Source organism: Ferrovibrio terrae (genome assembly GCF_007197755.1).
Classification (GTDB): Bacteria; Pseudomonadota; Alphaproteobacteria; order Ferrovibrionales; family Ferrovibrionaceae; genus Ferrovibrio; species Ferrovibrio terrae.
Map to the genome: position 1 here is coordinate 3510150 of NZ_CP041636.1, position 19988 is coordinate 3530137.

18 protein-coding genes are annotated in these 19988 nt (G+C 64.0%); 12 read left to right on the plus strand and 6 right to left on the minus strand.

Features of this window, described 5'->3' with window-relative positions; all coding sequences use genetic code 11:
• Positions 1–5 precede the first annotated feature (5 nt).
• From FNB15_RS17140 to FNB15_RS17155, 4 genes are all read right to left on the minus strand, one after another.
• On the minus strand, positions 6–989 hold the full coding sequence (locus FNB15_RS17140) for a pentapeptide repeat-containing protein (RefSeq protein WP_144257884.1): 984 nt from the start codon (positions 987–989) through the stop codon (positions 6–8).
• Between the two features lie 77 nt (positions 990–1066).
• On the minus strand, positions 1067–1600 hold the full coding sequence (locus FNB15_RS17145; protein ID WP_246068718.1) for a gamma carbonic anhydrase family protein: 534 nt from the start codon (positions 1598–1600) through the stop codon (positions 1067–1069).
• A 10-nt stretch (positions 1601–1610) separates the two neighbouring features.
• A complete protein-coding gene (gene argC / locus FNB15_RS17150; RefSeq protein ID WP_144257885.1) occupies positions 1611–2657 on the minus strand; it encodes an N-acetyl-gamma-glutamyl-phosphate reductase in 1047 nt (348 codons plus the stop codon).
• Between the two features lie 90 nt (positions 2658–2747).
• Positions 2748–5114 (minus strand): methyl-accepting chemotaxis protein, encoded by a 2367-nt coding sequence (locus FNB15_RS17155; protein ID WP_144257886.1) that lies wholly within the window; start codon positions 5112–5114, stop codon positions 2748–2750.
• 161 nt (positions 5115–5275) lie between these two features.
• On the opposite strand from FNB15_RS17155, the gene FNB15_RS17160 reads away from it, so the two are divergent.
• From FNB15_RS17160 to FNB15_RS17205, 10 genes are read left to right on the plus strand one after another with little or no spacing between them, the layout of a single operon-like run.
• Positions 5276–5887 (plus strand): anthranilate synthase component II, encoded by a 612-nt coding sequence (locus FNB15_RS17160; protein ID WP_144257887.1) that lies wholly within the window; start codon positions 5276–5278, stop codon positions 5885–5887.
• Positions 5884–6960 carry an anthranilate phosphoribosyltransferase gene (gene trpD, locus FNB15_RS17165; protein ID WP_144257888.1) on the plus strand — a complete coding sequence of 359 codons (1077 nt, stop codon included), beginning with the start codon at positions 5884–5886 and terminating at the stop codon, positions 6958–6960. The genes FNB15_RS17160 and trpD overlap by 4 nt, the downstream gene beginning before the upstream one ends.
• Positions 6957–7763 (plus strand): indole-3-glycerol phosphate synthase TrpC, encoded by an 807-nt coding sequence (trpC, locus tag FNB15_RS17170; RefSeq protein ID WP_144257889.1) that lies wholly within the window; start codon positions 6957–6959, stop codon positions 7761–7763. Before trpD ends, trpC begins: the two co-directional genes overlap by 4 nt.
• Positions 7760–8242, plus strand: a complete 483-nt coding sequence (gene moaC, locus FNB15_RS17175; RefSeq protein WP_144257890.1) for a cyclic pyranopterin monophosphate synthase MoaC — start codon at positions 7760–7762, stop codon at positions 8240–8242. The genes trpC and moaC overlap by 4 nt, the downstream gene beginning before the upstream one ends.
• Positions 8239–9447 (plus strand): molybdopterin molybdotransferase MoeA, encoded by a 1209-nt coding sequence (locus FNB15_RS17180; protein WP_144257891.1) that lies wholly within the window; start codon positions 8239–8241, stop codon positions 9445–9447. Before moaC ends, FNB15_RS17180 begins: the two co-directional genes overlap by 4 nt.
• A gap of 2 nt (positions 9448–9449) precedes the next feature.
• The gene (locus tag FNB15_RS17185) at positions 9450–10328 is read left to right on the plus strand and encodes an MBL fold metallo-hydrolase (protein WP_144257892.1); all 879 of its coding nucleotides are present in this window, start codon (positions 9450–9452) and stop codon (positions 10326–10328) included.
• Positions 10329–10382: 54 nt separating this feature from the next.
• The gene (locus FNB15_RS17190) at positions 10383–11612 is read left to right on the plus strand and encodes an MFS transporter (RefSeq protein ID WP_144257893.1); all 1230 of its coding nucleotides are present in this window, start codon (positions 10383–10385) and stop codon (positions 11610–11612) included.
• On the plus strand, positions 11609–12142 hold the full coding sequence (locus FNB15_RS17195; RefSeq protein ID WP_144257894.1) for an ureidoglycolate lyase: 534 nt from the start codon (positions 11609–11611) through the stop codon (positions 12140–12142). Before FNB15_RS17190 ends, FNB15_RS17195 begins: the two co-directional genes overlap by 4 nt.
• Positions 12142–13668: a class I adenylate-forming enzyme family protein gene (locus FNB15_RS17200; RefSeq protein ID WP_144257895.1), complete on the plus strand. Its 1527-nt coding sequence runs from the start codon at positions 12142–12144 to the stop codon at positions 13666–13668. The genes FNB15_RS17195 and FNB15_RS17200 overlap by 1 nt, the downstream gene beginning before the upstream one ends.
• Positions 13669–13720: 52 nt before the next feature.
• Positions 13721–14398: a hypothetical protein gene (locus FNB15_RS17205; RefSeq protein ID WP_144257896.1), complete on the plus strand. Its 678-nt coding sequence runs from the start codon at positions 13721–13723 to the stop codon at positions 14396–14398.
• Positions 14399–14401: 3 nt separating this feature from the next.
• Here the strand turns inward: FNB15_RS17205 and FNB15_RS17210 are convergent, their stop codons facing one another.
• Positions 14402–15163: an SDR family oxidoreductase gene (locus FNB15_RS17210; RefSeq protein ID WP_144257897.1), complete on the minus strand. Its 762-nt coding sequence runs from the start codon at positions 15161–15163 to the stop codon at positions 14402–14404.
• Between the two features lie 97 nt (positions 15164–15260).
• On the opposite strand from FNB15_RS17210, the gene FNB15_RS17215 reads away from it, so the two are divergent.
• Together FNB15_RS17215 and FNB15_RS17220 are read left to right on the plus strand one after the other, a co-directional pair.
• A complete protein-coding gene (locus tag FNB15_RS17215; protein WP_144257898.1) occupies positions 15261–15902 on the plus strand; it encodes a DsbA family oxidoreductase in 642 nt (213 codons plus the stop codon).
• 2 nt (positions 15903–15904) lie between these two features.
• Positions 15905–16432, plus strand: coding sequence for a PAS domain-containing protein (locus tag FNB15_RS17220; protein ID WP_185973596.1), 528 nt, complete (start codon positions 15905–15907; stop codon positions 16430–16432).
• A 6-nt stretch (positions 16433–16438) separates the two neighbouring features.
• Here FNB15_RS17220 and mfd read toward each other — a convergent pair whose 3' ends face one another.
• Positions 16439–19984 carry a transcription-repair coupling factor gene (gene mfd / locus FNB15_RS17225; protein ID WP_144257900.1) on the minus strand — a complete coding sequence of 1182 codons (3546 nt, stop codon included), beginning with the start codon at positions 19982–19984 and terminating at the stop codon, positions 16439–16441.
• Positions 19985–19988 lie beyond the last annotated feature (4 nt).

Consider the following 19988-nt stretch of genomic DNA (forward strand, 5'->3'; position numbering starts at 1 on the left):
TTCAGCTAGTTCTTCCTGTCGTTCATCACGACAGGCAGGCCACGCGACCCTTCGATCAGCGCACCGCGCAGATCGGCATCCGTCAGGTTTGCGTGCATGAGGTTGCAGTCGCGCATATCCGAGCAGATCAGCTTGGCCCCGTGCAAATTCGCATTCGACAGGTTGGCCTGCCGCAGGTCGGCGCCATTGAGATTGGCAAGCGCCAGATGCGCGCGTGACAGGTACCAGCCCGACATGATAGCGCGGCGGCCCTTCTGGCCATCGGTATCGATCCAAGTCTGATGGTCCTGCACCACCTGCTCCAGCACTTCGGGCGCGATCACCTTCGGCAGCTTTGCCCCGCTGCCCTGCAGCTGCTGCAGCATGTCGGACGGAAAATCGGCCAGATGGAAATTCGCATTGTGCAGCTTGGCGGTCTTGAACTGCACGTTGCTGAGCGTCGAATAAGAGAAATCCGCGCCTTCCAGGTCGGCATTGTCGAGAATGCAGCCGTCGAGGATGGCGCCGACAAAGGATGCGCCGAGCAGTTTGGCCTGCGTCAGATTGGTGTTGTGCAACGTGGTTTCGCTCAGCGACACCACACCGCCCTTGCCATGCGGCAGCACCGGGGGGTCGGTCATCGGCCGCATATCGGCATTCTCGAACCGGGTGCCTTTCAGGATCGCGCGCGACAGGTCGGCACCGCGCAGGTTGGCCCAGACGAAACGCGCATTGGTCAGATCGGCGCCAGAGAAATCGCAGCCTGTCAGCACGGCCTGGCTGAAATCGGTATTGCGCAGGTCGGCGCAATAGAAGCGGCAGCCGCGGAAGACGGTGCGCTGCAAATTCATGCCAACCAGCTTGATGCCAGTCAGATCAGCGCCCACGAGGGTGAGCTGCTTGCCGCGCGTCAGCTTGCCAAGGCGGCCTGACAGGAATTCGCCATGTGCCTTGATCTGTTCGTACAGATCATCGGGCCAGGGAGCGTGATGGGTGTCGCCGGTCGTCATTTTTCCATCCGCGTACCGGCGGCGGCCGGATTACGAGTCACTAGATGGAATGTAATTGGGGCAATTTCAAGAAAGTGTTAACGAGAAGTTGCCTGCTGCTGGGCCCGGTAAGTGGCCCCCAGCCGGGCATAGTGCCCTGCCGTTTCGGTGATATTCCGCAATTCGTCCGTATCAAGACGGCGCATCAGCTTCGCCGGCCGGCCGGCCCAGAGTTCACCGGCCGCAATCCGCTTGCCCGGCGTCAGCAAGGCGCCGGCGGCCAGCATGCCCTGGCTCTCGATCACGCAGCCATCCATCACGGTCGCCTGCATGCCGACGAAGCAGTGGTCCTCAAGCCGGCAGCCATGTACCAGGGCCAGATGCCCGATAGTGACACCCGAACCGATCTCCGTGGCGAATTTCGCCCGGGTCACATGCACGACGCTGCCGTCCTGGATGTTGGTGTCGCTGCCGATACGGATGCTGTTGACGTCGCCACGGATCACCACGCCGAACCAGATCGAGCTGCGTGCGCCGACTTCGGTGTCGCCGATCACAGTGGCGTTCGGCGCGACAAAGGCATCCGGCGCAATGGCCGGATGCTTGTCACCGAACGGCAGGATGAAACTCACGCTCTGCGTCTCAGGGGAACAGGGCGATCTGCTCGAGGCCCGTGGTCTCCGGCAGGCCGTACATCACGTTGAAGTTCTGCACGGCCTGGCCGCTCGCACCCTTCATCAGGTTGTCGATCACGGAGAACAGCATGGCGCGTCCCTTCACCCGATCGGCAAACACCCCGATATGGCAGGAATTCGTGCCCCGCACATGGCGGGTCTGCGGCGAAACGCCCTGCGGCATGATCTGCACGAACGGTTCCTCGGCGTAGCGCTGCAGCAGAGTCGTCCGCAGGTCGTCAGCCGTGACGCCCGGCTTCAGCTTCACGTAGATGCTGGCCAACATGCCGCGGTTCATCGGCATCAGGTGTGGCGTGAAGTTCACGGCCATCGGCTGACCCGAGGCATCGGCCAGGATCTGCTCGATCTCCGGGCCATGCCGGTGCGAGCCGACACCATAGGCATGGATGCCCTCGGCCGCCTCGCAGTACAGCGAGCCTTCCTTCAGCGCGCGACCGGCACCCGACACGCCCGACTTGGCATCGATCACGATATCGTCCGGGTCGATCTGCCCGGCCTCCAGCAGCGGCATCAGCGGCAGCTGGGCCGAGGTCGGATAGCAGCCCGGATTGGCCACCAGCCGCGCCTTGGCCACCTTGTCGCGATAGACCTCGGTCAGGCCGTAAACAGCTTCGTCCTGCAGCTTGGGCGCCCGGTGCTCGTGACCATACCACTTGGCATATTCGTCCAGGTCCCGCAGCCGGAAGTCGGCCGACAGGTCGACGATCTTCAGATGCTCGGGCAGGCCGGCGATCACTTCCTGGGTGGTCCCATGCGGCAGGGCGCAGAAGACAGCATCAACACCGCTCCAGTCGACCTCCTTGATGGTCACCAACTTGGGCAGGTTGAGGCCCATGAACTGCGGGAAGACGGTCTCGATTCCCTCGCCTGCCTTCCGGTCGGCGGTCAGGGCGACCACGCGGACGCGCGGATGACGCAGCAGCACGCGGAGCAGTTCCGCGCCCGTATAACCGCTGGCACCCAAAATCGCGACCCGAATGGCGTCCGTGGCCATAACAACCTCCTGAGGAAAAATGGACCTTAAAAGACGAGGAGGATGGGTATAACGCGCCAGCCGCCGGGTTCAATAGGTAAATTGACCCCTTCAGATGCGGAATTGACCCACTAAATCTGCCAATTCCTGGGCCTGCCGTGCCATGGCCGTGGCCGAAGCCGTGGTCTGTTCGACCAGAGCCCCGTTGCGCTGCGTCATCTCATCCATATTGGCGACCGCCGTATTGACCTCTTCCAGCCCGACCGCCTGCTCGCGACTGGCCGAGGAAATCTCGCCAACGATATCCGCCACTTTTTTCACTGCCGTGACAATCTCGGTCAGGCTGGTGCCGGTCAGGTTGACCAGACGCGCCCCTTCCCGCACCTCGCCGGTGCTGGCCTGGATCAGGCCTTTGATCTCGCGGCTGGCATCGGCCGAGCGCTGCGCCAGGGCGCGCACTTCCTGCGCCACCACGGCAAAGCCCTTGCCGGCCTCGCCCGCTCTCGCGGCCTCGACCGAGGCATTCAGCGCCAGCAGATTGGTCTGGAAGGCGATCTCGTCAATCAGGCCGACGATGTCGGAGATTTTCTTCGCGCTGCCTTCGATGCGGCTGACGGCCGCCACGGCGTCCTGCACCACGCTGCCGCCCTTCTCCGCCGTGTTGCGTGCGGTGGCCGCCAGTTTGTTGGCGGCTTCGGCATTGTCGGCATTCTGTTTCACCGTCGCGGTGATTTCGTGCATCGACGCTGCGGTCTCCTCCAGGCTGGCTGCCTGTTGCTCGGTACGGCCGGCCAGATCGCTGCTGCCGGTGGAAATCTCGGCTGCAGCATCGCGTACCGACGAGGCGGCGAATGTTACCTTGCCGACGGTTTCCGACAGTTGCTGTGCCGTGCGATTGGCATCCTGCTTCAGGCGATCGAACACGCCGTCATAGTCAGCCTCGATCCGGTGCGTGAAGTCGCCGCGCGCCATCGCGCCCAGTGCATCGCCCAGATTGACAAACACGTTGTCGACAGTGCCGAGCAGTCCGTTCATCCGCTCGCCCAGTCGCGCCGTCATGCCACTGAGCGCGCTGGTGTCAATGCGGGCAGACATATCGCCACCGGCGGCAGCCCCGACCACTTCGCCCACTGCGCGATCCAGCAGGTCTTCCTGCGCCTTGCGCTGCTCTTCGGTACTCTGGCGGTTGCGCTCGACCTCGACCTGCAGCTGCTCGTTCTCCAGGCCGTTTTCCTTGAACACCTGAACCGCCCGCGCCATGGCGCCGATTTCGTCGCTGCGTTCGCGATCCGGGACGTCGGTGGTCCATTCGCGATTGGCAAGGCGATCCATCGCGCCCGTCAACAGAGTGAGCGGATCGGCAATGCGCCGGCCTATATACAGCCAGCCGACCAGAAAAGCGGCCGCCAGACTGGCCAGCGCAACGATGACCAGCGTGGTCATGCCGACCATGCTGACGCGCTTGGCCTGCTGCGTAGCATCGGCAACACCGATATTTGCATCCTCGACAACGCTCTGGGCCAGCGCACCCAACCGCTTGGCGGCTTCGCGGCTGGTGCGCAGCGTGGAGAGCGAATATTCCTGCGAATCAATTTCCTGTTCGCGGAAACTGAGCAGGCCAGTGCCTTCGTCACCGAACGACAACACCTCCTTGGTCGCCTTGATCAGTTCGGGATGCGGGTTGATCTTCTCGACAACGGTCAGCGCCTTGGTCACGCGCTCGGACGAGGCAGCAAAACGCTTGGAAATATCGGCCAGCTCTGCCCTGTTGGCGGCCTGGGCGCCGACGGCCAACTGGCCGACCGCATTGTTGACCTCGCCAATCAGGGTCGCGGTCGCCTGCACCAGAGCAAGATCGTTGTTGGCCATGCGCGTAAGCGAGCGCTCGATGCGCGCCACATCGCCGCTGCGCGTCACACCCAGCATGCTGCCACTCAGATCCACCACGGCGTCATCGATCAGCGGATTGGCGAAACGCAGGAAGCCTTCATGCGCCTTGGAAAGCCCCTGGGTTTCCTGCAGCCGCTGGCTGCTCGTCTGGATACGCGCGGTGACCAGCTGCTCCAGCCGGTTGATGTTGGCGAGCAGGCCGTTGGTTTCGGTCTTGATCTTGTCCAGCGTCTCTCCGGTCACGCGGGCAGCGACCAGATCCAGCACGGCGCGGATATCGGCCTCGCGCTCCTTGTTACCCGCTGCAGTAGCTTTGACTTCCGCCTCGGTCGCGGCCGAAACCAGATCCGGAGCTGCGCCGGCCATGTCCGCCACCCGCTCGGCCAGCGCCAGGGCGGCCACCACGGAAGCAACGCCTTCATCCGTCACGGTCACAATTGCCCGGTCGAGCCGGGACAGGGAAACCCACCCCGTGACTGCCGAAATCAGGGCGAAAGAGGCAATCGCCCCCACCGCCAGGTAAAGCCGCTGGCGGATTCCGCCCTGCCGCTTTTTGATCGGCGTCTCGACCATCGTATTCCCCCTCATGATTCTAATCCGGAGGGATTGTTCTGGGTTTTTGCTCTAGGGGCAACCCCATTGATTCTGCAAAGTAAACTGGTAGATCGCATACTAGCGGGGCGGGTGCGGAGCCGTGGCGTTCACGCCGGAGGGTATGCTAATCTGTCCGCATTGAGGAATGCCCGACCATGCTCGTCCTGATCGACAACTACGACAGTTTTACGTGGAATCTGGTCCACTACTTTGGCCAGGTTGGCACCCCCGTGCAGGTCTTTCGCAATGACGAGACCACGCCCGAGGCGATCCTGGCGATGAAGCCCGCTGGCGTGGTGCTGTCGCCTGGTCCGTGCGATCCTGACCGGGCCGGTATCTGCCTCGCCATGATCGACAAGGCCGCTGAGGCCCGCCTGCCCCTGTTCGGCGTCTGCCTCGGCCACCAGGCCATCGGCCAGGCCTTCGGGGGCAAGGTGGTGCGTGCGCCGCAGCCCCTGCACGGCAAGATGAGCCGGATGCACCATACCGGCGAGAGCGTCTTTGCCGGCCTGCCGCAGGATTTCCTCGCCACCCGGTATCACTCGCTGACCATCGATCCCGCCACGCTGCCCAACAGCCTGTCGGTCACCGCCCGGGCCGAAGACGGCGTGATCATGGGCGTGGCGCATCGCGACCTGCCCATCCATGGCGTGCAGTTCCACCCCGAGAGCATCGCCTCCGAGCACGGGCTTGCGATGCTGGCGAATTTTGTGCGCTATTGCGGCCTTCCGGTGGGCAAAATTTCGGAGCACGGACAGGCGGCATGAGTGCGGACGTAACGGAATTCAAGCGGCTGCTTGGGCTGGTCGCGGGCGGCGCGCGACTGAGTGTCGAAGATGCCTGCACTGCCTTTGACGTGATGATGTCGGGCAATGCCACGCCGTCGCAGATGGGCGCCTTCCTGATGGCGCTGCGGGTGCGCGGCGAAAGCGTCGACGAGATCACCGGCGGCGCCATGACCATGCGCGCCAAGGTCAACGGCGTGAAAGCCCCGGTTGACGCCATCGACATTGTCGGCACCGGCGGCGACGTCAAGGGCACCTGGAATGTGTCGACCTGTTCGGCCTTCGTGCTCGCCGGCTGCGGCGTGCCGGTCGCCAAGCATGGCAACCGCGCGGTGTCGTCCAAGACCGGTGCGGCCGATGTGCTCACGGCACTGGGCGTGAATATCGATTGCGACTTCCGCCTGATCGAAAAGGCGATTGCCGAAGCCGGTGTCGGTTTCCTGATGGCGCCACGGCATCATGGCGCGATGCGTCATGTCGGCCCCACGCGCGTGGAGCTTGGCACACGCACGATCTTCAACCTGCTCGGCCCCTTGAGCAACCCGGCACTGGTGAAGCGCCAGCTGATCGGCGTGTTCGACCGGCAGTGGGTGCAACCACTCGCCGAGGTGATGGGCAAACTGGGCGCCGAGAAGGTCTGGGTCGTACATGGCTCTGACGGCCTGGACGAGATCACGACTACCGGCCCGACCTACGTTTCCGAAATGGATGGCGGCAAGCTGCGGCATTTTGAGATTTCGCCTGAGGATGCCGGCCTGCCGCGCGCAAAGCTGGAAGACCTCAAGGGCGACGAGCCGACCGCCAATGCTGTTGCGTTGCGCGCCGTGCTGAACGGTGCGCCCGGCGCTTTCCGCGACATTGTTCTGTTCAACGCCGGCGCTGCACTGCTGATTGCCGGCAAAGCGAAGGACCTGCGCGATGGCGCCGCTCAGGCCGCGCAGGCGATCGACAGCGGCAAGGCGCGCGCCGCTCTGGCTCGTCTGATCGAGATCACCCACGAACCGCCGCCGCCGCCGCCCGAGGCGGAAAAGCCGGTGAAGAAGAAAGCGTCATGAGCGACGTTCTTGCCAGGATCAACGCCGACAAGCGCGAGCATATCGCGCGCTGCAAGGCGGCCGTGCCTGCATCCGCCCTGGACCAGCAGGCGCGCGCTACGCCGGCGCCGCGCGGTTTCATCCGCGCCCTGCAAAGCGCAGTCGCGGCCGGCCGTTACGGCCTGATCGCTGAGATCAAGAAAGCTTCGCCGTCGAAGGGCCTGATCCGTGCCGATTTCGATCCCCCGGCCCTCGCCCGCGCCTATGCCGCCGGTGGCGCTGCCTGCCTGTCTGTCCTGACCGATGAGCCTTACTTCCAGGGCCATGACGATTACCTGCGCGCCGTCCGCGCTGTGGTAAACCTGCCGATCATCCGCAAGGATTTCATGCTCGATCCCTATCAGGTGATCGAAGCGCGCGCGCTGGGCGCCGATTGTATCCTGTTGATCATGGCCTCCTTGGGCGATGCGCAGGCCGCTGAACTGGAAGCCGCCGCTCGCGACTACGGCCTCGACGTACTGGTGGAAGTGCATGACAGCGAAGAGCTGGATCGCGCGCTGAAGCTGAAAAGCCCACTGCTGGGCGTGAACAACCGCAATCTCAAGACCCTCAATGTCGATATCGCCACCACGGAAGCGCTGGCGACCCGCGTGCCGGCCGGCAAGATGCTGGTCGCGGAATCCGGTCTCTACACCAAGGCCGATCTCGACCGCATGGCAAACTGCGGGGCGCGTTTCTTCCTGGTTGGCGAAAGCCTGATGCGCCAGCCCGATGTAGAGGCGGCCACCCGACTGCTGCTCACCGGCAAGGAACTGGCGGCATGAGCGGCCGTAAGCTCACACATCTGAATGACGCGGGCGAAGCCCATATGGTCGATGTCTCGGCCAAAGCCGAGACCGAGCGCGTGGCGAAAGCTGGCGCGCGCGTGCTGCTGCAGAAGTCCACGCTCGATCTGATCTTGTCGGGTCAGGCGGCCAAGGGCGATGTGCTGGCAACGGCACGCATTGCCGGCATCATGGCCGCAAAGAAGACCTCCGATCTCATTCCGCTCTGCCATCCGCTGGCGCTGAGCCAGGTGACGGTGGAACTGATCCCCGATCCTGCAGGCAATGCGATCGACATCGTCGCGACCTGCAGGCTGAAGGGCCGCACTGGCGTGGAGATGGAAGCGCTGACCGCCGCCAGCGTTGCTGCCCTGACCATCTACGATATGGTCAAGGCGGTGGATCGCGGCATGCAGATCACCGATATCCGGCTGCTGCACAAGTCGGGTGGCAAATCGGGCGATTTCAACGCATCATGATCCCTGTTCGCGAGGCCCGCAGCCGCATTGTCGCCGCCCTGCCGCAGATGGCCGCAGAGACGGTGGCGGTGAGCGCGGCCTCCGGCCGGGTTCTCGCGCAGGACGTGGCCGCGCGTCGCACGCAGCCGCCCTTCGATGTCAGCGCCATGGACGGCTGGGCCTGCCGGCAGGCCGATCTCGGCAGCATTCCCGCCAAGCTCAAGCCCGTTGGCCATGCCGCTGCCGGCGGCCGGCATGACGGCACCGTCGGTACCGGCGAATGCGTGCGGATCTTCACCGGTGCGCCGCTGCCTGATGGCGCCGATGCCATCGTTATCCAGGAAGACGCCGATCTCGCCGGCGATATTCTGACCGTGCGCGAAGCACCGAAGCCCGGCCAGTGGATCCGCAAGGCCGGTCTCGATTTTGCCGAAGGTCAGGTGCTGCTGTCTGCCGGTCGCCTGCTCGGCCCTGCTGACGTCGCGCTGGCCGCCGCGATGAACGTGCCGTGGCTGCAGGTGCGACGGCAACCGCGCATCGCCGTGCTGGCCACCGGCGACGAACTGGCGCGCCCGGGCGAACCGATCGGCCCGAACCAGATCGTCAGCTCGAACAATATCGGACTCTGCGCGCTGGTCGAGGCGAATGGTGGTGTTGCTGTCGATCTCGGCATCGCACGCGATACCGAGACCGACCTGCGCGAAAAGGCCGCCGCGTCAGCCGGCTGCGACCTGTTGCTCACGCTCGGCGGCGCCAGCGTCGGCGAGCATGACCTGATTCACAAGATTCTTGGCGGTGGCGGCAAGAGCATCGATTTCTGGAATATCGCGATGCGGCCGGGCAAGCCGCTGATGTTTGGTCGCGTCTATCTCGGCAACGGCGCCTCCATTCCGCTGCTCGGCCTGCCGGGCAATCCGGTTTCGGCGCTGGTCTGCGGACACAATTTCCTGCTGCCGGCCATGCGCGCCATGCTGGGGCTCGATTGGGAAATCCGCTTCGAGACCGCGATCAGCAGCGCCGACCTGAGCGAGAATGACAAGCGCGAGGATTACCTGCGCGCCACGCTGCAGCGACAGGACGATGGCCAGCTGGTCGCGACGGCTTTCGGCAAGCAGGACAGTTCGATGCTGCGCCGCCTGAGCGATGCCGATTGCCTGATCGTGCGCCCGTCGCATGATCCTGCCATCAAGGCCGGCATGGCAGTTCCTATCCTGCGGCTGCGCTGATCATGCGCGTCACACTGCTTGGTACCGGCTGCCCTCAGGTTTCCACACGCCGCTATGGCCCGGCCTCTTTGCTGCGCACCGCGACGCGGCAGTTCCTGATCGATTGCGGCTCCGGTGTGACGCAGCGCCTGCTGGCGGCGGGTACATCCGGCAAGCAGATCGATGCCGTGCTACTGACGCATCTGCATTCCGACCATATCGTCGACCTGTTCCAGCTGATCATCTCGAGCTGGCATCAAGGCCGTGACCGGCCGCAGCACATCTTCGGTCCGGTCGGCACGCGGCAATATCTGAAAGGCCTGATGGCCCTGTGGAAGCCCGAGTTAGATCAGCGCATCGCGCATGAAAAGCGGCCGTCCACCATCGCACTGGAACTTGAGGTCACGGAAGTAGAGCCCGGCCGGATCATCCAGGATGGCGGCCTCTCGGTGATCGCCGTGCCGGTGCGGCACCAGCCGGTGAAAGCCGCCTTCGGCTATGTCTTCGCTGACAGCAAACACAAGGTGGCGTTCAGTGGTGATACGGCCTATTGCCCCGAACTGATCCAGGCAGCGAAAGACGCCGATGCCCTGGTGCATGAATGCTTCCTCCACCGCGAAATGCTGGCCCTGCCCGGCCGCTCGCCGGAGACGCTCGCCAATGTCGCCAGTTACCACACGCTGTCGACCGAGGTCGGCAAAGTGGCCGGGCAGGCGCATGCTGCCTGCCTGATCCTCAACCATTTCGTGCCGGTCGAGTTCGATCCTGCCGCGCTCATGTCCGAGGTCCGTGCCGACTATGCCGGCCCGGTGCTCGTCGGCGAGGACCTGATGGAATTCGACGCTGCCACTCGTGTGGTCAGCCACGCCAACGGAAGCATTGCCCTGCCCCTCGCCACCTGATCAAATAGCCGGGCCGCCCGAGGAATAACCCGAGACAAAAACCACGAGGCCGTAATGCCCGTCGCCTGGCGCATCCTGTTCTGCGCCTGCCTCAGTTATACGATCAGCCAGTTCTACCGCTCGGCCAACGCCGTGATCGGGCCAGACCTGATGGTCGAGCTGGCGCTGACGCCGGAAGACCTCGGCATCCTGACCGGCGCTTTCTTCCTCACCTTCTCGATCAGCCAGTTTCCCGTCGGCATCGCGCTCGATCGCTGGGGACCGCGCCGCACCATCCTGGTTACGCTGGTGATCGCCCTGATCGGTGCATTGGCTTTCGCCTTCGGTCGCAACCTCACGGAACTGACTCTGGCGCGTATCGTGCTGGGCTTTGGCTGTGCCGCGCTGCTGACCGGCCCGATGGTGCTGTTTTCGCGCTGGTTCCCGCCGGATCGCTTCGCCACCATGTCCAGCATCCTGATTGCAGTCGGGAATATTGGTGTTATCGCCTCCACTGCCCCGCTGGCCTGGCTTGCAGAGGCTTATGGCTGGCGCTCGGCTTTCTTTATCACGGCGGCGATTACCGTCTGCCTGATTGCCCTGTCCTTCTGGGCCATCGAAGATCATCCCGATCCGGCCAAGGCGCGCAGCGGCGCCAATGAAAGCCTGGCAGAAACCCTGCGTGGCATCGGTGCCGTGATCCGCCACCCTGCTTTCCCGAACCTGTTCGTCATCATCGCCTCAGCCTATGCCACTTTCATCACCATCATCGGCCTGTGGGGTGGCCCCTATCTGCATGATGTCCATGGCATGGATGCGGCCGCGCGCGGCAATGTGCTGATCTTCATGGCCGCAGGCGCGGCTGCTGGTTATTTCATCTGGGGTCCGCTGGATCGCGTGTTCAACACGCGCAAATGGCTGCTGGCCGTCGGGTTGGGCAGCCAGCTCGCCTGCCTGCTGGTGATCATCCTGGTGCCGGGCCTGAGCGTGTTCGTGATCACCGCGCTGTTCTGCTTCATGGGCGTGATGAACGGCTGCATCGTGATGATCTTTGCGCATGCACGCTCGGTCTTCCCGGCTGCGCTGATCGGTCGCGGTATCACAACGCTGAACATCGGCACCATGGGCGGCGGTGCCTTCCAGCAGTTCCTCACCGGCTGGCTGATGGGCCGCATGGCGCCGAAAGGCACCGTGCCGACCGAACTGGATTACCGCATCATCTTCGGTGTGCAGTTCACCATCCTGCTCGCGGCGCTGCTGTTCTATCTGCGTACGCCGGATGCCAAACCGCATGAAGCGGCATGACGGCCGGACAGCCCCTTCGTATTGAGCCGATCAGCGAGGCAGCTGTAACCCCTTTCGGCTGGATGCTGGGCAAACCGCTGCCGTCCGCGACTGACGCCACGGCCTTTGCCAGCCCGGCCTCAGATTTCTGGCACGAGCATGTCTTCAACGCCGGCGATGGCGGCGAGCCCGAAATTCTGTGGGTGACATACCGGTCCGACGACCCGGCCGTGACCCGACTGGAGGTTCATCACCTGACGCAGCAGGCTGTGGTTCCGGTTATCGGCAGCATCGTGCAAATTGTGGCCGCCAGCGACGCAGCGGGTGAACCCGACCTCAGCACTGTGCGCGCCTTTACCATCACCCCCGGGCAGGGCCTCTGCATGCGGCCCGGCATCTGGCATGCTACGCGGTCCGTGGGTGGGGAATCCACCTGCCTGATGCTGACACGAGGATCCACCACGATTGATCTGGTGCGCCATCTCAACCAGGGTGCTGCGGTCGAAGAGTCCCGCATGACTGATATCCCCCAATTGCACCTGGAGCGGTGATGACCGAGCCCGCGCCGTCCCGCTTCAATCTCGCGCGCTATTGCCTGGCGGAGAATGCTCGGCTGCGGCCGGACAAGACCGCGATGATCCTGGTCGGGGCGGATACCGAAGTCCGCATGAGCTTTGCCGAGGCCGATCTTGCCATTCGACGGCTGGCCGCCGGTTTGCAGAGCCTGGGCATGCCCCCGCAGAGCCGCATCATGATCCGCATGGCCAATGATGCGGATTACGCGCTCACCTATTTCGCCACTATGGCGGCCGGCTATGTCGCGTTGCCGTCCAGCGCGCAACTGACCGCCAGCGAAGCCGCCTACCTGCTGGAGAATTCCGGCGCTGCCGCCGTCGCTGCCAGTGCTGAACTGGCGACAGACCTGAGTCTCCCCTCCGGCGTACTGCTGCTCGATCCGGCCAGGCTGCAACAGCTCAAGCAGTTCGCGCCACTGCCTGACTTCGCCGATACCGCGGCCGACGATCCGGCCTATCTGGTCTATACCTCGGGCACCACCGGACGCCCCAAAGGCGTGCTACATGCGCACCGCGCGGCCTGGGGTCGACGTCCGATGCATCAGGGCTGGCTCGGCCTGCGCGACAGCGACGTGATGCTGCATGCCGGCGCCTTCAACTGGACATACACGCTGGGTGTCGGCATGGTCGATCCTTGGGCGGTCGGCGCCACGACCGTGCTGTATAACGGGCCGCGCGATATCCAGGTCTGGCCGCAACTGCTGGCGCGCTACCGCGCCACGATCTTTGCGGCCGTGCCGACGCTGTATCGCCAGATCCTGAAATACTGCGATCTCGACGCTTACGACCTCTCGGCGCTGCGGCACGGCGCGACGGCGGGCGAAGCACTGCCGCCTGCGCTGCTGCAGGAATGGCAGGACCGCACCGGCAAGCCGATGTATGAGGCGCTCGGCATGTCGGAAATCTCCACCTACATCTCGACCGGCCCCGGCATGACGATCAAGCCGGGCAGCCCGGGTAAGCCGCAACCCGGCCGCCGCATCGCCATCCTGTCGCCAGACACCGACAGCACCACACCGCTGCCGCAGGGCGAAACCGGCTTGCTGGCGGTGCATCGCAGCGATCCGTCGATGATGCTCGGCTACTGGCACCGCCCCGAGGAAGAGGCGCTGGTCTATCGCGGCGACTGGTTTTGCGGGGGCGATCTCGCCAGCCTTGATGCCGATGGCTATGTCTGGCATCACGGCCGCAACGACGACGTGATGAATGCCATGGGCTATCGCGTCTCCCCGGTCGAGGTCGAGATGGCGATGGCAGACCACCCGGCGATTGCCGAAGTCGCCGTGACCGAGATCAGGGTGCGCGCTGATGTTTCCGTCGTTGCCGCCTTCATCGTGCTGCGCGAAGGCATGACCGCCGAGCCGGTCGAACTCGGCCGGTTCGCCGAGAGTCGACTGGCGGCCTACAAATGCCCGCGCGAATGGCGCTTCGTCACCAACCTGCCCCGCACCGCCAATGGCAAGGTGCAGCGCAAGAAACTGGCTGACATCAGTCCGAAATAATGTGGCATCGGCCTTGCAATTTACCCATCAGAGCAATCGATGGGGTTTTGTCATGGGTACCATTGCCACCGCATCCGCCAAGGCCGTTTTCGGCGATCTGATGACCGCGCATCAGACACTGGCCAGCAACACGCCGGCCAAGGTCGCTGCTGCAAAATTCGCGGATTACCTTGAAGAAAAGCAGTCGGCCAACCGCCTGCCGAGCGTGTCGCCCGGCCAGCATCCGAGCCCTGAACTGCTTGGCAAGGTGCTGTTCGGCACTGCCTGGGACGCCGATACCAAGACCATCCGGCTCGACAAAATTGCCGCCGATATCCAGAAGCGCACGGCAGAATTTGCCGGGCAGTTCAAACAGGCCCTGGCCAGCCACGGCATCGATCCCAACATTCCGGTGGAACTGAGCACCGGCGGCGATGGCCGCATCATCGTCGACAACGGCCATCCCAACGCGGAAGAAATCAGCAAGCTGTTCGCCGCTGATCCCCAGCTGGCGCAGACCTATCGCGACGTGGCCGCCAGCAATGATCACCTGACCCTGATGCAGGCCGGTGCGGCCTATGTGAAGGACTGGAATGCCGCCAAGACCGATGGCGAGCGCACGGCACTGTGGAACCGCTACAGCACGCTGATGGACAAGATGATCAGCATGTTCAGCAGTCGCATGACCTTCGGCCCCAGCACCGTCGTGGCCGAAAGCCAGCAGATGCTGCGCCGGATGGGCATATCGTAAGGCTTACGTTATCGACAGCCCGTCATCGGCGGCAATGATCGCGCCGTTGATGAAGCGCGCCTCGCCCGAGGCCAGCAGCAGGATCAGCCCGTCGAGGTCCTTCACATCGCCGACACGTCGGCGCGGCAGCATCTCGATCAGCTTCTGGCCCCCCGGCGTGGCCCAGTAGTCGCGGTTGATCTCGGTCTCGATATAACCGGGGCAGATCGCCGAGGTGTTGATCCCGTAGCGCGCCCATTCCAGCGCCATGGCCTTGGTCATATGCACCACGGCCGCCTTCGACATGCAGTAGACCGACAGCTGTCCCAGCACGCGCATGCCGGCGACAGATGCAATGTTGATGATACGGCCCTCGACCTTGCGGTCGATCATATCCTTCGCCGCCGCCTGGGCGACGAAGAAAGCGCCCTTGGTGTTGGTGTTCATATTAAAATCGTAGTCGTCCGGCGTGACATCGATGATACGGCCCTGCTTGCTGACGCCGGAATTGTTGATCAGGATATCGGTGCCGCCGAGCTTCTGCCGCACCTCGGCGAAAGCCGCCTGGATATTGTCGTAGTCATTCACATCCAGTTTCACGGTGATCGCCGTGCCGCCGGAAGCCGCAATCCGGTCGGCCAGGGACTGCAACCGGTCGGTCCGGCGGGCCGCCAAAGCGACGCTTGCCCCGGCCTCGCTCAGGATCTCGGCAAACCGTTCGCCCAGGCCGCTGCTGGCCCCGGTCACCACCGCCACTTTGCCCTTCAGACTGATCCCGCTAGCCATCGAATCCTCCCAAGTTTTCCATTGCTTGAATGCTGGGCGGGCCACTGCCTTCGGTCAAGGGCTGGCCGGATCACCCGAGCTGCGCTACCGTAACGGCATGCGCATAGAAATTGTCTCCGACGTCATCTGCCCCTGGTGTTTCATCGGCAAGCGCCGCCTGGAACAGGCCATGGCGCAACGCCCGAACATCACTTTCGAGATCGGCTGGCGGCCATTCCAGCTCAATCCGGATATGCCGCGCGAGGGCGCCGACCGCAAAAGCTATCTCGAAGCCAAGTTTGGCGGGCCGGAACGGGCCAAACAGATTTATGCCCGCGTCACTGCCGAAGGCGCCAAGGAAGGCATTGCCTTCAATTTCGACGGTATCAAGCGCACGCCCAACACCCTGGCCGCCCATAGCCTGCTGCGCTGGGCGCTGAAGGCCGGTGTTCAGACCGAACTCAAAGAGCGCCTGTTCAACTTCTATTTCATCCAGGGCCGGGATATCGGCGACCATCAGGTGCTGGCCGATGCGGCAAATCTTGAAGGCATGGATGGCGCGCTGGTGAAGCAGCTGCTGGATGAAGGCCGCGATGCCGAGGTCGTCCAGTCGGAGGACATGACGGCGCGCGAACTCGGCATTACCGGTGTGCCCTTCTTCATCTTTGAGGGTAAATACGGCGTCTCCGGCGCGCAGCCGCCGGAAGCACTGCTGCAGGTGATCGACAAGGTCGCCGCCGAGCCCGCGGACGAGGCCTGACCGTGGAACTGACTGGCCCCCAGAGCGCGACCACGCAGGGCGGCCAACCCAGCATCGAATTCATCACCGACCCGGGCCGCATCAGGGATGCCAATGTCAGGCAGTTCCTGGAGCTATGGCAAGCCGCCCATGTCGATGGCCGCGCACCGGGCAAGTCTTTCCTCGATCCGCTGCGCCTGCGCTTTCTGCTCGGCTCGCTGTCGCTGCTCGAGGTCGAACACGATCCGCTAAGGTTCCGGTATCGCCTGGTCGGCACCGATATCGTGCAGCGTCTTGGCCATGAACTGACCGGGAAATTCATGGAGCAGCATCCTGATGCCGCCCTGCGTCCCTTCCTAATCAAGGGCGCCACCATGGTCCATCACGCCGCCATGCCGATCTACGGTCATGCAAAGGCGCGCACGCTCGGTCAGGACTGGCTGCTGGAAGTGGTGGCGGTGCCGCTGCTTGGGCCCGATGGCGAAGTGGCCTTTATCGGCTCCGGCCAGAGCTTTCCGCCCGGCAAGTTTGAGCTGTCCGGCCGCGCCTGAACGGCGTCAGGCTTTCTTGACGATCCGCGTCTTCGCCTTGGTGGCGATCTCGGCCAGCCGCAGCGAGGCATGCAGCACGCCTTTCAGGCGATCCTGCGGCTCTGGCCAGTCGCGCATCAGCACCACCTTGTGATCGGGCCGCAGCTTGGCGCCGCGTTCCGACTGGATGAACAGCACCAGCCCGGCCGGATCGGCAAAGGTGTTGTCGCGGAAGGTCAGCGTCGCACCCTTCGGGCCGGCCTCGATCTTCAGGATATTCGCTTCCAGGCAGAACTTCTTGATCGCCACAATGTCGAGCAGGTGGTGAACCTCTTCCGGCAATGGTCCAAATCGGTCGATCAGTTCGGCGGCGAAGGCATCGATATCGGTGCGGTTCTCCAGATCGGCGACACGGCGGTACAACTGCATGCGCAGGTTCAGGTCAGCGATATAGCTGTCCGGAATCAGCACGGCCGTACCGATCTGTATCTGCGGCGACCATTTCTCGCTCAGCGCGCTGACGTCGCCACGCGCCGCAGAACGGGCTGCCGCAATCGCCTCCTGCAGCATCTCCTGATACAGCTCGAAACCGACTTCACGGATATGCCCGGACTGCTCCTCGCCCAGCAGATTGCCCGAGCCGCGCAGGTCGAGGTCATGTGACGCCAGACTGAAGCCCGCACCCAGGGTATCCAGGCTCTGCAGCACATGCAGGCGCTGCTCGGCTGACGTACTGAGCAGACGGCCGCCCTGATAGGTGAAATAGGAATAGGCGCGCAGCTTGGAACGGCCGACGCGACCGCGCAGCTGATACATCTGCGCCAGACCGAACAGGTCGGCGCGATAGACCACCAGCGTATTGGCCGACGGGATGTCGAGTCCGCTTTCGACGATATTAGTTGCCACCAGCACATCGTAGCGCCGGTCGTAGAAGGCGTTCATCACGTCGTCCAGATCGGTCGGCGCCATCTGGCCATGCGCCACCACGGCTTTCAGTTCCGGCACATGATCGCGGATAAAAGCCATGGCCGTATCGAGATATTCGATGCGCGGACAGACGAAGAAGCTCTGGCCACCGCGGAAATGCTCGCGCAGCAGCGCCTCGCGGATCACCACGCCGTCGAAGGGCGTCACGAAGGTGCGCACCGCCAGACGATCGACCGGCGGGGTGGCGATCAGACTGAGTTCGCGCACGCCCGACAGCGCCAGCTGCAGCGTGCGCGGGATCGGCGTCGCCGACATGGTCAGCACATGCACTTCGGCCTTGATCTCTTTCAGCCGCTCCTTGTGCTTGACGCCGAAATGCTGCTCCTCATCGATAATCAGCAGACCGAGACGCTTGAAGTCGATACTCTTCGACAGCAGGGCATGCGTGCCGATCACGATATCGACCGTGCCGTCCGTCAGGCCGGCCTTGGTGTCTTTGGCCGACTTGGCCGTCACCATGCGGGACAGCTGCTCGATGCGCAGCGGCAAGCCACGGAAGCGCTCGAAGAAGGTGCGGTAATGCTGGCGGCACAGCAGCGTCGTCGGGCAGACCAGAGCCACCTGTTGTCCCGACATGGCGGCCGCAAAGGCCGCCCGCAACGCCACTTCGGTCTTGCCAAAACCGACATCGCCGCAGATCAGGCGATCCATCGGCTTGCCGCTGGAGAGGTCGTCCAGCGTCTCGTTGATGGCGCGTTCCTGGTCTTCGGTCTCTTCGTAGGGGAAGCGGGCGCAGAATTCCTCGTACAGGCCTTCCTGCGGAATTACGCGCTCACCCTGCCGCAGCTCGCGCTGGGCAGCGATCTTCATCAGCTCGCCGGCCATGTCCTTCAGGCGCTGTTTCATGCGCGCCTTGCGGTTCTGCCAGCCGACGCCGCCAAGCTTGTCCAGCGTCACGTCCGCTTCGGGCGAGCCGTAGCGCGACAGCATCTCGATATTCTCGACCGGCAGATACAGCCGGTCGCCGCCGTCGTAATGCAGCAGCAGGCAGTCATGCGGCGCGCCGGCCACATCCAGCGTCACCAGATCCTTGTACTGGCCGATGCCGTGATCGATATGCACGACATAGTCGCCCGGTTGCAGCGCGCTGGCCTCGGCGATGAAATTCTCCGCCCGGCGCTTCTTCTGGCGCGGCCGCACCAGACGGTCGCCCAGAATATCCTGCTCGGCCACCACGCAGAGATCGCCAGCCTCGAAACCATGCTCGATCGGCAGCACGGCAATGGCCGGCACCGCCTTCGGTACGGTCTCGATATCGCGGGCCGTCTCGATGGCCTGCGGCATCGGCAGGCCATGGTCTTTCAGCACCAAGGCCAGACGGTCGCGCGCACCGACAGAGAAGGTGGCGAACAGGACCCGACGCCCCTGCCCGGTCTGCCTGGCGATATGGCCACCCAGCGCGTCATAAACGCTGACCACCGAAGCCTTCTTCTCAGCCGCCTGCGCTGCCTGGGTGCGTTCAGGGGCGAAGTCGCGGCCTGGCCGGGCATTCAGGTCGACCACCTTCACATCCGGGCCGCCGACAGCTTCGAACGGAAACAGCGCGCCGACCGGAAATTTCTCCAGCCGCGCCGTCCATTCGCCGGCCGTCAGATACAGCCGGTCCGGCGGCAGCGGTTTGTAAGGCGAACCGCCCTCTTCCAACCCGCGCTTCATCGCCGACTTGCGCGCATCGTAGTGATCGGCAATCGCCTTGAAGCGTTCATCGACCGCGTCGCCGGTCAGATGATCGAGCGTCACTGCTGCCTGCGGCAGGTATTCGAAAACGGTCGATAGCCGCTCGAAGAACAGCGGCAGCCAGTGTTCCATGCCGATCTGGCGCCGACCGGCCGATACCGCTTCATAGAGCGGGTCTTCCTTGGTGACGGTACCGAACAACTCGCGATAGCCACTGCGGAAACGCGCGATGGAGTCTTCATCCATCGGCACTTCGCTCATGGCTGTCAGCGACAGTTCGGTCACGGCGTCGATGGTGCGCTGGGTGGCCGGATCGAAACGGCGGATGTTCTCGACCTCGTCACCGAAGAAATCCAGCCGGTACGGCGCCTCGGTGCCCGGCGGGAACAGGTCGACCAGGCCGCCGCGCACGGCATACTCGCCGGGTTCGTTCACCGTGGAGACGCGGCTGTAGCCATTGCGGCCGAGATACCCGATCAGCGTTTCCGGCTTCACCCGGCCGCCCTTGGCGGCGCGGAAGCCTGTGCCCTTGAACCAGTCCGGTTGCGGCAGACGCTGCAGCGCGGCGTTCACCGTGGTCAGCAGCAGCCATGGCACATCGGGCCGCTCGCCGGACAGGCGGTTCAGCGTGTCCATGCGCCGGGCGGCGATCTCGGCAATCGGCGAGACGCGGTCATAAGGCTGGCAGTCCCAGGCTGGCAAGGTCAGCACCGGCAGATCGGGGGCAAAGAACTTCAGCGCCGCTTCCAGCGTCGCCATGCGCGCGTCGTCGCGGCAGACATGCAGAACGCCGCGGCCCTTCTGCCGCTGCGCCAGGGCAGCCAGCAGGCGCGCATCCTGCCCTTCCGGGCTGCCGGCCAATGCCCAGCGGCCCGGCCGGGTCAGAATATCCGGCAGCACAAAGGTCATATGA